The organism is Bacillus sp. FSL P4-0248 (genome assembly GCF_038593305.1).
In the GTDB taxonomy this organism is placed as follows: Bacteria; Bacillota; Bacilli; order Bacillales; family Bacillaceae; genus Bacillus; species Bacillus safensis.
In genome coordinates, this window is the sequence record NZ_CP151983.1 from 3617414 (window position 1) to 3631291 (window position 13878).

The window sequence follows — 13878 nt, forward strand, 5'->3', positions numbered from 1 at the left end:
TCTCTCTTACTTTGACTGTATTCCTGATTCACTTTACTCTAGCTAACCGTTCTATACTTAATAATCTCTGTAAGCTTTAAAATATTAGCTAATATATTTTAGGATTCACATATCTACTATTATAAACACCTGCAATAAAACCTCATCTACTTATGATAAGGCTCCCCCCGCACAATCCGAAACGCCCGATAAACCTGCTCCACCAACACCAGCCTCATCAACTGATGCGGGAACGTCATTTTCGAAAACGATAACTTTTCATTCGCGCGCTGCATGACGGCGTCGCTTAAGCCAAGGGATCCGCCTATAACAAAACATACTTTGCTTTTTCCGTATGTTGCCAGCTTATCTATTGTATCGGCTAATTCTTCGGAAGTTTTCATTTTTCCTTCGATGGCGAGGGCGATGACGTGGGCGTCTGGGTTGATTTTGCTTAGGATGCGTTCGCCTTCTTTGTCTTTGATGATTTTCATGTCTTGATCACTGAGATTCTCGGGTGCTTTTTCGTCCGCGAGCTCAATGATCTCGATTTTTGCGTAAGCCTGTAATCGTTTTGTGTATTCGGCTATGCCTTGCTTTAGATATTTCTCTTTTAATTTTCCTACTGTGATAATTGATATATTCACAGGTCATCCCCACCTTAAGAACAAGTTATTCATATAAGTTATCAACAATTGTGGATAAAATTTGTGTATTTTGTGTCCGATCATTCGTTCCCCACTATATATATTGCAGGTTCATCGCACAATTCACAGGTTGTGGATAAACTGTGTGTATGTTCGATTTTTCTGAATTCCGGCGGCGTTTCATGATCATCTATGTACATGTCTAATACGGTTTCTATGTGTTCTGCACACGCATAAAATGTTTTGTTCATAAGTTTCTGATTCCTCCAATAGGTTCTCTGGTTATTCACAAGTGTTTCGCTCATTGTCCAATATAACCGATTTATTCACATGTTAATAGTCTTTTACCATTTCCTCCACCTTTTATCCACAAACCAAACAAAAAAGCCTCCACTCCTGTGAAGGCTTCCTTCTATAGAAACGGATTATAAAATCTCGTTCCTCTAACAAATGTAATCACTAGCGACACGATCAGCACCACACCAACAAATATTAACGCCACATAATCTGCTTTTTGAAAGTCTTTTGCCGTAAACCATGTGCGCTTTTTATGCTTTCCAAACCCTCGCAGCTCCATCGCATTGCTGATCGTTTCAATCCGCTCTAAGCTGGAGAAAATCAGCGGCATCACAATCGATAACGCATTTTTGATCCGTTTCCCCAGCTTTTCATTCTTCGATAAATCAATGCCTCTTGCTTGCTGAGAAATCGCGATCGTGCGAAAATCCCGCTGAATATCTGGAATATAACGAAGAGCAATCGCTACAGCATACGAAATCCGGTAGCTGACCCCAATTCGGCTGAGAGATGAGGCGAATTCACTTGGATTTGTTGTCACAATAAATAAAAGCGCTGCTGGCATCACGGTCACGTATTTCAGCGTAATGTTCAACTGATAGAAAAGCTGTTCAAGCGTGACATTGTACCAGCCTGCGATATGAAAAAGCTCGTGCTTTGCTCCGTAGATGGCGACACCTTGCTGGGGCGCAAAGATGTAAATGGCGATGTTATTGATCACTAGGAAAATCGCCAGTACGATCACCACGAAGGAAATATCACGAAATCGTACATTCGACATCTGAAAGAACACGATACTGGCGGCTAACATAAAGGCTAAAACGCCTGTATCATACGTGAGCATCGCTGCGGATGACCAGAGGATAAAGCAAATGAGTTTGGTTGCACCTGTCAGCCGGTGAATCGGTGACGGGCGATCGATATAAGACAGCATGTCTACAGCCATGTCATTCGTTCCTTTCTGTCAACCTCAATGAAGCGATCCACGAGTTCATTTGGATTTGGCCAGTCTGCTTTCAGCGCCAGTTCATACAGCGACGTTTCCTTTAAACTCGCCTTTTGAACAAGCAGCTGATCTGTCAGCACTTTGGCTGGTGTATCATCTGCGATTTTTTCTCCATCTGAAATGACAATGGTTCTTGTTGTGTATTCAAGCATCAAGTGCATATCATGGGTGATCATGAAAATCGTGACACCCTGCTGGTTTAATTGCTCTAAAAACGTCATCATCTCTGTGTAATGTTTAAAGTCCTGTCCTGCGGTTGGTTCATCTAAGATGAGGATTTCTGGTTCTAATACAAGAATTGACGCGATGGTAACGCGTTTTTTCTGTCCAAAGCTGAGGGCTGAGACTGGCCAGTTCCGAAATGGATACAGTCCACACACTTTCAGAACCCGCTCCACACGCTCCTTGATCTCGTCTTCCTTTACGCCTCTTAAAACGAGCCCGAGTGCCACCTCATCAAAGATCATTTGTTTTGAAATCATTTGATTGGGGTTTTGCATAACAACACCGATTCGTTCGGAGCGCTGTTTGATCGTATCTCCTGTGATGTCATCACCATTTAAAAGAATTGACCCTTTCGTTGGCTTTTCAAATGCACAAAGCACCTTAGACAATGTTGTCTTGCCTGCTCCATTGGCTCCTGCGATGCTGATCATTTCTCCTTTTTTGACGGTAAAAGAGATGTTGCTCAGCGTGTTTGGTCTTGTTGGATAGTCAAAGCACAGCTCGCGCACTTCTAGTAAATCCTGTGCTGCAATCTGCTCTACTGATGGCTCAGATGCTTCCATCCATTGCTCGATTTTCTCTTTTGCCTCGTCGTCTAAGGTGAGACGCTGTAAATCAGCGATTTGATCTCCTGGCGCAACCGGAATGCCTGCATATTTCATCGCCTTCACATATAAAGGCTCACGTAAATACGCCGCTTCTAATACGTTTGAGGCGAGCAATTCATCTGGTGTCATATCCGCTACAATCGTTCCTTCATTGACAACGATAATGCGGTCCACATGACGGAAGAGGACGTCCTCTAATCGGTGCTCAACCATCACGATGGTTTTTTTCGTTTGTTTTTGCAGCCGGTCAATGAGGTCGATGACTTCTTTACCTGTTGCGGGGTCTAGGCTTGCAAGTGGTTCATCAAACAGCAGAATGTCGACATCATTGACAAGTACGCCCGCAATGGCGACACGTTGTTTTTGTCCGCCTGACAGCTCATGCACGGACGATGCCAGCTTGCCGTCTACCTCTGTTAATCTGGCAGCTTCCTCGACACGTGTGTTCATTTCTTCGCGTGTGACTTGATCATTTTCAAGCGTGAACGCGATGTCTTCTCCAACGGTCAGCCCGATGAATTGTCCATCAGGGTCCTGAAGCACCGTTCCGACAAGCTGTGAGAGAGAGAAAATGTTCTCTTTCTCTGCATTTTTCCTGTCGATGTGAAGACTTCCTTCCATAGAACCTTTATAAGACGCAGGAACTAGCCCATTGATACAATGGGCTAGTGTGCTTTTTCCCGATCCAGACGGACCTGCGATGAGAACTTTTTCTCCCTCATAGATGGTCAGGTTGATATCCTTTAATGTTGGTTCTGCCTGACTGCGATACTTGAATCCGAAATGTTCGAATTGAATCATCGGTTTCTTCATTTATGTGTTCCACCTTGCTTCATGATGTTTCTTTCGATAGGCTGCCGCTTTTGCTTCTCGTTTTCGCATAAGCTGCAATGATAATGGTTCCTAGTACACCAACTGTGATGATGTTTGAAATCCCTGCCACGATGCCTTGAACAAACACTTTGTTCGCCGGTTCTGCATAGATCACAATGTCAAGTACAGGAGCAATGATAAACCAGCCTAATGCCTGTGCGCCTGCTTGTACGGCATTAAAGAGCGTGATTTTCTTCCAGCCGAAGTCGCCCTCTTCTACTTTTAAACGGTTAGAAATAAAGCCGATCAATAAACCAACGACACCCGATACAATAATCCAGCTCCACCAAGGGCCAAATGTGGTCGCATCTTTAATGAGATGGCCAATAAAACCAATCAGTGCGCCTGCAACAGGACCAAATAGCACGGCCATTAATGCTAGGAATGCGTATGAGGTTTCAATTTGTGTATTCGGAATACCAGTTGGAATGGAGACGAATCGTCCTAGAATCACAAAGACGGCTGCGCCAATTCCAATGGCAACGACAGTTTTCGTTGAAAGTTGTTTTCCTGCCATGATGTATCCTCCTCTTATTCGTATATAATGCGCGGAGCTTTGCGAATCGAAAGGCGCCAGCCTGTGCCTGTACCGATGTTATAAGCCTTTGCAAATGACCCTTGATTGATCGCCACGCCTAAATGGTCGAGTGAATTGACATATACGAGTGGTTCGCCTACCTTTAAGTCGGCAAAAGATCGTCCATAGGTCATGATATTTTTATACACATTTTTCGGCCCGTTGGCAATGGTAACTTCTATTGCATCCCCATAATTAATTGAAAGCTGTTCAAATAGCGTGTGATGAATATTTGTCCATAGGTTTCCGAATCTCACATCTAAAATATCAATCGTCCCTGTGATCACATCTTCTTCCGCATAAGCCTGTACGACTGGAAGATGGATAATATCATCAATATTCGCCTTTGGCCCAACCTCTTCAAAAGAAATCACACCTGATGCAATCCTCGCCCCTGTATAAGCGTAAATATCTCTCCCATGGAAAGTATGTGATTTCCCCGACTTTGGCAGCCGGTTAATGGTTTCATCTAAATAACGGGCTTCCACAATGCCAATATCCTGGGCAACGTGCGTGAGTGTCCCGTTATCTGGAGTAATGATATAGTGTGAGCTTGTCGTTTTGACGACAAGACTTTTTCTCTCTGATCCAACGCCCGGGTCAACGACGGAAACAAATACCGTCTCTTCCGGCCAGTATGTGACGGTTTGAAGCAAGCGATAAGAAGCCTCCCAAATGTCATACTGCGGAATATTGTGTGTTAAATCAAAAATGCGGATGCTGCTGCTGACCGTATTTGCCACTCCGTACATTGCACTGACAGCTCCATCATCAATGCCGAAATCTGATTGTAAAACCAATGCATGTTCACTCATGTCAATCTCCCTTTCATTTGAAAAAATGGATGTGGTGTTTCACGTGGAACATTTGAACAATTGTATGAAAAAAAGTGGACAATAAAAAATACCCCATCCTTATCTTTGAATCATAAGGACGAGGTATTTGTCTCGTGGTACCACCTTTATTTACTGTTTGCTCGCGCTAAACAGCCTCTACAAGTACAAAGCTCCAATCTGGCTCATATACTGTGGTTTTGATAACGAGTACCAACTCTCGTCGTCACCTACTAATATCATAGATATGTTCAGCACGAGGCTCAGAGACCATTTTTCGAATCATTATTTTTGCTTCTTTTCAGCTACCGAAGCTCTCTGTGGAAAAATTGATGATTGTACTTTCTCTCGTCATTGCCTGTATAACTATCTTGAATTAAAGCTATCATACATGATGTTTTTTGATAAATCAAGATATTTTTCTGAACATTTTTAAAAATGAGTCAACTGGTGCTGGAAGAGTCTTCTTTTTATGAAATTTAAACAAATGTTAAAGAGCGAGATATGGTGTCTTTCTTTTCTAGGGGTATAATAAAGGTGAAGGGAGGTACAGCGTGTGTGGACCATCTGTATGAATGAGTTTAAGCAGCTCTTCAAAAGCACAAAATCTATTTTAACAATTGTTATTATTTTCATTTTATCTACTTTTGTTTCAAGTCTTCCGTTTATCGCTGCTCATCAGGAAAAATGGGAACTGGCAAAGGATCCTTATTCTATTGGGAATGAACTGGTGATGTCTTTATTTGGTTTCTTCCTTATTTTTTTGTTGTCTCATGATATTTTAAGCCGCGAAATTCATTTGAAAACCATTCGTTTTCTCGTCAGTAAAACAACCCGTTTGAACATTATCATCGGGAAATATCTAGGACTGATGCTGTTTTGGCTTAGCTGTATTATGACGACATATGTGCTGAATATGGTGATTTCACACCGTTTTCTGTTCTCAGATGCCTTAAAAATCTTAACCTTTATCAGTGTCGGTATCTCATGTGCTTTATTTTTGTCCATGCTCTTTCCAACACCGCAGAAATCAATGTTTGTCGGTATGTTATTTTCCTTTCTTTTCCCAATCGTCAGTATGATTTCTGTTCTTTCTTCAGAACGAATGATTCATTGGTTCCAATATATGACGCCTTATTATTATGCGCGCTGGAGTGAACCGCTGACCTACGTCCTAATGAACACGGCATTGACCGTTATCTTACTCATTGGAACTGCACTGCTGTTTCAAAGGAGGGATGTGTAGATGCTTCATACAAAAGGGCTCACAAAAAAATATCGTACAAAAGTCGCAATAGATCATATTAATCTTGATGTCAATCAGGGCGATATCTTCGGCCTCATTGGACCAAAGGGATCTGGTAAGACGACGTTTTTCAATATCATTACCGGGATCTCCCGGCCTACCTCTGGTACGTTTACAGTGATGAATATGCCTTCGCTAAAAAAAGTGAGACAGCATATCGGTGTTCTGCCAGAATATACGGATTTATATGAAGGTCTTACGGCTCTTGAGCATATTGCCTATTTATCAAAAATCACTGGAACACGCCAGAGAACGAGTGATTATGAAGAACTGCTCGAATTTGTCGGTTTACATCATGATCATCAGGAGAAGGTCGGTGCCTTCACACCTGGTATGAAGAAACGGCTTGGAATGGCGCAGGCCATCGCCCATCAGCCGGAATTTATTTTACTTGACGAACCTTTTGCCGATATTGATGCAGATTCGATCTTGCACATTCAGCGGGTCATTGAAACATTAAAGGATGAAGGGAAAACCGTCTTTTTAACAGCTGACCGCCCAAGGTTCACCAATAGTATTTGTACCAAAACGGCATTCATTTCTGAAGGAAAATTAGTGTCCCCACATACTCATCCTCAAGAGAAAACCATCACATCCTCAAACATACGTGCAACCTTCAAGCATGCATGGATTGATGATGAGGTGAAACCTGTTCTCACGCAGTACCTACAAACTGTCGGAACAGATCTTGTGATCAGTGATGACGAGACCTCATTGTTAATTCGTTCAGAAGCCCAAGTTCCAGCGATCATTCGCGCTTTCGTGAAGTGTAAAGTCGATTTATACAGAGTCACGGCTCAGGATGCCATGATGTCCTCATAAAAAAGTACCGTACGCTTTCTGCACGGTACTTCTTCTTTTTTATAAAGGTTTACTCATATAAATACCGGTTTCTGCAAATCCCGTTTTCTCGTACAGCGAACGGGCGATTTGATTGTGAGCAAAGACATGGAGCGAGAGTTTTTGCACACCTAATGACTTTGCCTGCTCCTCTAATGCAGCAATGGCCTGCTTTGCAAAGCCTTTTCCTCGATAAGCTTCAAACAAAATAAAGTTATAAATAAATGCTTCGTGCTGTGGGTGATTCGGGTCATAACAAAGCCAAACCCAGCCAATCGCTTCATCTCCGTTTAAGAAATTCCACAGCTCATGATGCTCTGTCTGAAGTCCTTCTGGAAGAAGCCTGTCAAATTGTTCTTCTGCGTTCGCAAGTGATTCTTCCTTCTTCCATGTTCCTGCGAGTACCTTTTCTTCCGCGTACCGCTGAATGGCCTTCTCTATCAATACATCGTAATCGGTTTGTGACATCCGTTGTAGTGTAACCAATCTTACACCCCCCTTTCCTTCATCATATGTCAGTCATGCCAAAAAAACCAGTCCCTTACTGGAACTGGTTAGCCGCCATATCGGTCGGTTTGGGAAAGTTTGATCTCTGCTGATTTTTTCTTTCCGCTTCGATAAAACTGCACCTTTACCTTGTCGCCGACCTTCTTTTGATATAAATACTTACGAAGATCTACGATATTCTGTACACTCTTGCCATCAAAGGAGGTCACGACATCCAGCTCTTTTAGTCCCGCTTTTCCTGCGGGAGACAACGGCTCAACACTCATGACAACGACCCCAGATGTAACCTTAGATGGCAGTTTCAACGTTTCCTGCCAGTGATAGCTCGCAATATCCGCTAATGATTTCATGCCGACGCCAAGATACGGACGCTTTACCTCTCCGTAGCGCTCTAAATCCTCTATGACAGGAATGACCAGATTCGCTGGAATAGACAGCCCGATTCCTTCTACCTCTGATTCAGCAATCTTCATTGAGTTGATGCCGATCACCTTTCCGTCCATATTGATCAAGGCACCACCGCTGTTTCCAGGATTGATGGCGGCATCTGTTTGCAGTACCTCTGCATTCCAATCCGTCTGTCCGTCTCCATTTGAGTCAACAGGGATCGCACGCTCTGTGCCTGAAATGACTCCTTGTGTGACAGAGCCTGCGAATTCAAGCCCTAATGGATTTCCAATGGCGATGACTGGCTCACCCGGCTTCACATGATCTGAGTTACCGAAGGCTGCCGTTTTCTTGATTTTATCACTTTTGACAGTGAGAACTGCTAAATCCATGAGCTGATCGCTGCCAACAAGATTGGCACTAATTCTTGTCCCATCATGGAGGCTCACTTCAAGCTGGTTGGCGCCTTTGATGACGTGATGGTTTGTGACAATATAAAACGTGTCACCCTTTTTTTTATAAATCACACCTGACCCGCTGCCTGCTTCTCCGCCTTCCTCCCAAAAGCTCGACTTTTGGATATTAATGACGCCGACCACCGTATCTGACATATTAGACACCACTTTCGTGACTGCATCATTGACGTTTACATTCACAGTTTTTAAAGGGCCCTGAGATGCTTGTCCATCACCGTTCTGCTGCCATCCAAAGGGACTGCCGCTCTGTCCAGATACATAGGGGAAAAAGAACCCCATTAAAAAAGCTCCTACCAATACACCGATCAAACCAGAAAGAAAATATCCTTTTCTGCTTCGTCTCGGCTTCCACTCTACATCGCGATAATCCACTATGTTTCCTTCCTTTCAGTGAATAGATGATGTATATAGTGTTGGTAAGAAGCTCTTATCTTAATCATACGATTATAAAAATCATACGGCGCAAAGCGGGGTTGCTTTTTTCGGGTCCGTATCAAATAAATCAAAGCCGTCCCCCACAACAAAGCCCTTCATTTCAAGCGTCTGCTGGACCGCCATACGGGCTAAATCCTTCATGTTGTTGTCTTGACTCAAGTGAGCCAAGTAAATGCGTGAGGTGGCATCTCCAATGACATCTGTCATCGCGAGAGCAGCATCTTCATTTGATACATGTCCGACATCACTCAGAATTCTGCGCTTAATGCTCCATGGGTAGCGGCCCATTTGCAGCATCCCGACATCATGATTGCTCTCAAACACAAACGTATTGGCTGACTTAATAATGCCTTTCATGCGGTCACTCACATAGCCTGTATCCGTCATGAGGGCAAGTTTACGCCCTCCATAATGGAACACGTAAAACATAGGCTCTGCCGCATCGTGTGAGACGCCAAATGACTCGACATCAAGGCCGCCAAAGGATTGAACGGTCTCCATATCAAAATGGAATTTCTGCTCTGTGTCAATCTTTCCGATATGAGACTCCATTGCCTTCCATGTTTTCGCATTTGCATAGACAGGAAGCTTGTACTTTCTTGCCATGACACCAAGCCCTTTAATATGATCGGAGTGCTCATGTGTCACAAAAATGCCGTCCAAGTCCTCAGGCTTGCGGTCGATTTGGCTAAGCAGCTCGACCATCTGTTTGCCGCTTAAACCAGCATCCACCAAAAAGGCATGCTCGTCTGTTTCTAAATAAAAAGCGTTCCCCGTACTTCCGCTCGCTAGTACACTGAACTGCAAGCTCATGTTCTCTCACTCCATTGAAGATTTGTCATCTTTCTCTATATGATCAAGTGTTGAGCCATCAATGGCATTGATCAAATATTCTTCTTCTGTCTTTTTCTTTGAACCTGCTGATACGCCTTCAAGCTCCACCCGCCATACAGGTACCATGACTTGCGTGCTTGCCCCCGGGTATTGCGTATAGTAGCCAAGCTCTACCTTTTTCACGGTCGTGTTTTGGCTCAGCATATTTTGCGTATATAAGTCCTTCACGGTTTCAAGTGCTGGGACAAGGGTTTCTTTTCTCACTTCATTAATCGATGTCACCATTGATTGCTGATATGAGACGACTTCGTTTTGATCGTTGAGATTTAAGGTGATTTGCCCGATGGTTTCGGTGTCATCAAGGCCTTCTTGGAAGATGTATTTCCCTTTATACGTTTGGAAAAAGACGATTTTCCCTGTCTCTTCATCTATACTCCACAGCTTATAATTCTTCCCATCCAGCAAACGCTGGTTCACAAGGTTCGTCGCCGCTGTTTTGATATCCTTTTTCGGCAAGGCAACGGGTTTGTTGAAGGTCATTTCAAGCAGCGTGACAGGATCATCTTTTTCTGTTTTCGGGAATGTGCTTTTCGCCTTTTGATCAGCTAATCCGTCGACATCCTTTTTTGTATATTGCTTCTTTTCAGCTGTAATGCGGTATCCAATTTTCGCTTCATCTGATAGATTGCCATATTTGATCCCGTCTGCCTTCATTTCTTCCAGCGTATCCGTTTTTTCGATAATCGCAAAATGATCGGTTGACCGTTTTTCAAAGTATTGAAAACCTAGAAAGATATCGAGAACGAGAAAGGCTAGGATAAAGATCGTTTTGGTCTTATTCCACTCCATGATTCTCGCTCCCCTCTGTCAAAAGATCATTCGATAGAATCACGGTTTTGCCGTTATACTTCATACACCATACAGGCTCCAGCCAGACAAACATCGCTTGATCTTGATCTGATAGGGTTGAAGCAGCTTGATATGCAGGGAAAATCTGTTCAATTTTCTCCAGATCATCATATTTCGTCTGCTTGATGATCAAGTCCTTCAGCTCTGTCCCGTTCATCAGCTTGACCTGTTCACTTTGACTCGCTTTATTGCCAAGAATATAGTTTGGGCGCTTGTAATTCAAAATGTCATCATTCGCCCATTGTACTTCAAGGGAGGTCATCCCAAATGGATGCTTTGTACTGTTCACGATCGGCAGACCGTCCATAAACATATTAAAGGACAGCTGCTGGTTGCTGTTGATGCCAAAATATTGATAGTCATCAGTAAAGCTTCCCGTATCATTGAAATATTTCACACTTCGCTTAATCAAATCCCCCGTTTGGAAAACAGTGCTGGAATTGATATTGCGATGCTGATATTGAATGCGGTGGTCTTTTTGATTGGCTTCAAGGCGGCTTGTGCCATCTGTGTACACCGTCCGGTTTAAATTAGATTCCTCACCGACAAGGCTCGGGTCCGTAAACAAAGCATCTTTGAACTTGTTTGTCTTAATCGTTTCGATAAAGAACATCTTCGCTTCAAGCTGCTTTTGCTTTCTCGGAAGAAGGAAATCTCGTTTAGAATTCGTTGAGAATGTATAAAGATCATAGCGCGGCATCTCGTTTTGAGCGGCTGCGATACTGTTCATTAGATTACGGTAGTTGGCGGACTCAATTGTCAGCTCAAGCACCGTCTCCTTGCTGTATGAGACCAAATACACTTTTTTATTCGCCTTATCCTGCTGGGCGAACGGCACGATCATCCGATCAAACGAGTTGTATTCAATGGACTTGTTCGGCCATTTAAAGAGCGCTTGGAAAATATCAATCGGAATCGGATCATTGAAGACAAGATCCAATGTCTTCCCTTGTCCTTCGCGTCCATAGAAGAAATTCTTAAATTTCTGCTCGGAATATTGATCTGACACATCGTTAATCTCTTTGACATCCCAAAGGCTCACATCATTCCAAAAGTTTTGAAAGAGTTCCTTTTGATCCACTTTAAAATGCTCCCCATTTGAATGGATGAACATCTCGCGCGGCTTCACGACATCAATGAGACTTCTAGGCTCGTCGCTTGAAATCTTCTTCGTTTCCACGACCTGTGTGCCGGTATCTGCCTGATCCTGCATGACGGGCTGGAACATCCAGATATTCCACGTAAATACAAGACTGATCGCAATTAGGATTGTCAATATTATGGTTTTAAAGGTCTCACGCTTCATCCCAATCATCCTCTTGTTCTTCATTGTACGGAAGGGTAAAGGTCACCGTTGTCCCTTTTCCTTCAATGCTGTCAGCCCAAATATCTCCGCCATGAGCCTGAACCATTTCTTTTGCAATCGCAAGGCCGAGGCCGGTTCCGCCAAGCTTTCTTGTTCTTGCTTTATCTACCCGATAAAAACGTTCAAAGATTTTATCCATATCCTTCTTCGGAATACCGATTCCTTCATCTTTCACGCTGAATAACACAAGGCCTTTCTCCTCATCCAGATCGACGGTAAACGTGATGTGTCCACCCTCTGGTGAGTATTTCATGGCATTGGAAATGATATTATCGAGCACCTGAGTAATTTTATCTTGGTCGATTTCCACATATACTTCACGCTGCGGCAGGTTGCGGATAAAATCGACATGCTGCTCCTTCGTCATTTCAAAACGATCAATGACGAGCGAGATAAACCTGATAAAGTTCGTCCACTCACGGTTGAATTGATAATCCTTGCTGTCGAACTTAGACAGCTGCAGCAGGTCATTGACAAGCCGGATCATGCGCTCAGTTTCATTTTGCGTGACACTGAGAAATCTTGGTGCAAGCTCTTTATCACCAATTGCACCTTCAGCAAGCGCCTCAAGGTAGCTCCGCATCGTCGTCAGCGGTGTGCGCAGCTCATGCGATACGTTCGCGACGAATTCACGGCGTTCAGCATCAATTTTCTCCTGCTCTGTGACATCATAAATGACCGCAATTAAGCCATCAATTTTCCCATGCTCTTTCTGAATGACGGAGAAATTCACACGCAATACAGACAGCTGATCTTCGCGCTCAATTTCTATCAGCATGGAATCTTGATTTTCGACTAAATCTTCAAATGTATGAGTTTCCTCTAAACCAAGCAAAGACGTGATCGGCATCTCTAGTGCTGTTTCACGTGAAACATTTAACAGCTCTAATGCAGGGCTGTTTAATAGAATAATTGCACCGTTTTGATTCGTTGCGATGACACCGTCCGTCATATAGGCAATAACAGAAGAAAGCTTTTTCCGCTCCCCCTCCGTCATCAGCTGAGCTTCCTCCAGCTCTCTCGTCAGATGGTTAAAGGTTGTCGCAAGCTGGCCAATCTCGTCATGTCCATACTTCCGGACCTTTCTGGAGAAGTTCCCTTTGGCAAGCTCGATCGCCTGCTTTCTCATATCTGAAATAGGATGAGTGATCGTTCTGAAGATGAAGATACCAAGTAGAGCAGTCGTCCCAAGTGCAATCAGTGTCCCAGTTGCTAAAATGGTGTTAATGGTTCGCATTTGGTTAAAAACACTTTCCATTGAAGACACAACATAAATCACACCAACGGTCTCTTGGTTCTCATTTTTTACGGCTGTCGCAGAAATACGCACCCTTTTATTTGACTCAGGGTCATAGAATTTTTTCTCATAGTCTTTGCCGACCGCGAAAATACGGCTAATGATTTGATCAGTGATTTTCTTGCCGGCAATCTCTTGGCTGCCGTTATTTACAGAAGCAATGACCTCTCTGCTTTCGTCAATATAGCTGACTTCAGAGATTTCATTAGACTCATCTTTGTTGTTAAAATCGTTTAATATCTTTTGAGCATCCTCTTTTAATTCTGCTTTGCTTTTCGATGAATCTTGTTCTAGGTAATACGATAACGAGTAGATTCGCTGATTCAAGGAATTATCATATGAATTAATTAAGGACTGCTCTAGCTGCTTCACAAAGTACACGCCAATGATCTGCATGGCGACGATGATCAGCAGCACGTAAATCAAGGTCAATTTGAAGTGAATCGAGCGAAAAAAACCTACTTTACTCATAAGAA

At 43.3% G+C, this 13878-nt stretch carries 14 protein-coding genes and 1 other annotated feature; of the genes, 2 read left to right on the plus strand and 12 right to left on the minus strand.

The genetic code is table 11. The features are described from left to right. Positions 1-146 precede the first annotated feature (146 nt). The 6 genes from rlmH to NST65_RS18615 all read right to left on the minus strand — a co-directional run bounded on the left by rlmH (position 147) and on the right by NST65_RS18615 (position 5027). A complete protein-coding gene (rlmH, locus tag NST65_RS18590; RefSeq protein WP_111927717.1) occupies positions 147-626 on the minus strand; it encodes a 23S rRNA (pseudouridine(1915)-N(3))-methyltransferase RlmH in 480 nt (159 codons plus the stop codon). Between the two features lie 80 nt (positions 627-706). Further along, positions 707-877, minus strand: a complete 171-nt coding sequence (locus NST65_RS18595; protein WP_065215011.1) for a CxxH/CxxC protein — start codon at positions 875-877, stop codon at positions 707-709. Between the two features lie 161 nt (positions 878-1038). Further along, positions 1039-1869 (minus strand): energy-coupling factor transporter transmembrane component T, encoded by an 831-nt coding sequence (locus NST65_RS18600; RefSeq protein ID WP_070326244.1) that lies wholly within the window; start codon positions 1867-1869, stop codon positions 1039-1041. Further along, positions 1860-3575 (minus strand): ABC transporter ATP-binding protein, encoded by a 1716-nt coding sequence (locus NST65_RS18605; protein WP_111927718.1) that lies wholly within the window; start codon positions 3573-3575, stop codon positions 1860-1862. The genes NST65_RS18600 and NST65_RS18605 overlap by 10 nt, the downstream gene beginning before the upstream one ends. 19 nt (positions 3576-3594) lie before the next feature. Next, on the minus strand, positions 3595-4152 hold the full coding sequence (locus NST65_RS18610; protein WP_024424020.1) for an ECF-type riboflavin transporter substrate-binding protein: 558 nt from the start codon (positions 4150-4152) through the stop codon (positions 3595-3597). A gap of 14 nt (positions 4153-4166) precedes the next feature. Further along, positions 4167-5027 (minus strand): S-adenosyl-l-methionine hydroxide adenosyltransferase family protein, encoded by an 861-nt coding sequence (locus NST65_RS18615; protein ID WP_024427616.1) that lies wholly within the window; start codon positions 5025-5027, stop codon positions 4167-4169. Between the two features lie 111 nt (positions 5028-5138). Next, positions 5139-5409: a binding site (T-box leader), on the minus strand. 192 nt (positions 5410-5601) lie between these two features. Here NST65_RS18615 and NST65_RS18620 point away from each other — a divergent pair. Together NST65_RS18620 and NST65_RS18625 are read left to right on the plus strand one after the other, a co-directional pair. Then, a complete protein-coding gene (locus NST65_RS18620; protein ID WP_025093692.1) occupies positions 5602-6291 on the plus strand; it encodes an ABC transporter permease subunit in 690 nt (229 codons plus the stop codon). Further along, positions 6292-7173, plus strand: a complete 882-nt coding sequence (locus NST65_RS18625; RefSeq protein WP_024427618.1) for an ABC transporter ATP-binding protein — start codon at positions 6292-6294, stop codon at positions 7171-7173. It abuts the gene before it with no gap. Positions 7174-7212: 39 nt separating this feature from the next. Here NST65_RS18625 and NST65_RS18630 read toward each other — a convergent pair whose 3' ends face one another. The 6 genes from NST65_RS18630 to walK all read right to left on the minus strand — a co-directional run bounded on the left by NST65_RS18630 (position 7213) and on the right by walK (position 13873). Further along, a complete protein-coding gene (locus tag NST65_RS18630) occupies positions 7213-7677 on the minus strand; it encodes a GNAT family N-acetyltransferase (RefSeq protein WP_024427619.1) in 465 nt (154 codons plus the stop codon). A 68-nt stretch (positions 7678-7745) separates the two neighbouring features. Further along, the gene (locus NST65_RS18635) at positions 7746-8933 is read right to left on the minus strand and encodes a trypsin-like peptidase domain-containing protein (protein WP_111927719.1); all 1188 of its coding nucleotides are present in this window, start codon (positions 8931-8933) and stop codon (positions 7746-7748) included. An 81-nt stretch (positions 8934-9014) separates the two neighbouring features. Then, complete coding sequence (locus NST65_RS18640; RefSeq protein WP_034283589.1) at positions 9015-9809, minus strand: MBL fold metallo-hydrolase; 795 nt, start codon at positions 9807-9809, stop codon at positions 9015-9017. Between the two features lie 6 nt (positions 9810-9815). Beyond that, positions 9816-10679 (minus strand): two-component system regulatory protein YycI, encoded by an 864-nt coding sequence (gene yycI / locus NST65_RS18645; protein WP_111927720.1) that lies wholly within the window; start codon positions 10677-10679, stop codon positions 9816-9818. Further along, entirely contained in the window at positions 10666-12045 is a 1380-nt protein-coding gene (gene yycH, locus NST65_RS18650; protein WP_046312600.1) for a two-component system activity regulator YycH, read from the minus strand. Before yycH ends, yycI begins: the two co-directional genes overlap by 14 nt. Then, a complete protein-coding gene (gene walK / locus NST65_RS18655; RefSeq protein WP_024424029.1) occupies positions 12035-13873 on the minus strand; it encodes a cell wall metabolism sensor histidine kinase WalK in 1839 nt (612 codons plus the stop codon). Before walK ends, yycH begins: the two co-directional genes overlap by 11 nt. Positions 13874-13878 lie beyond the last annotated feature (5 nt).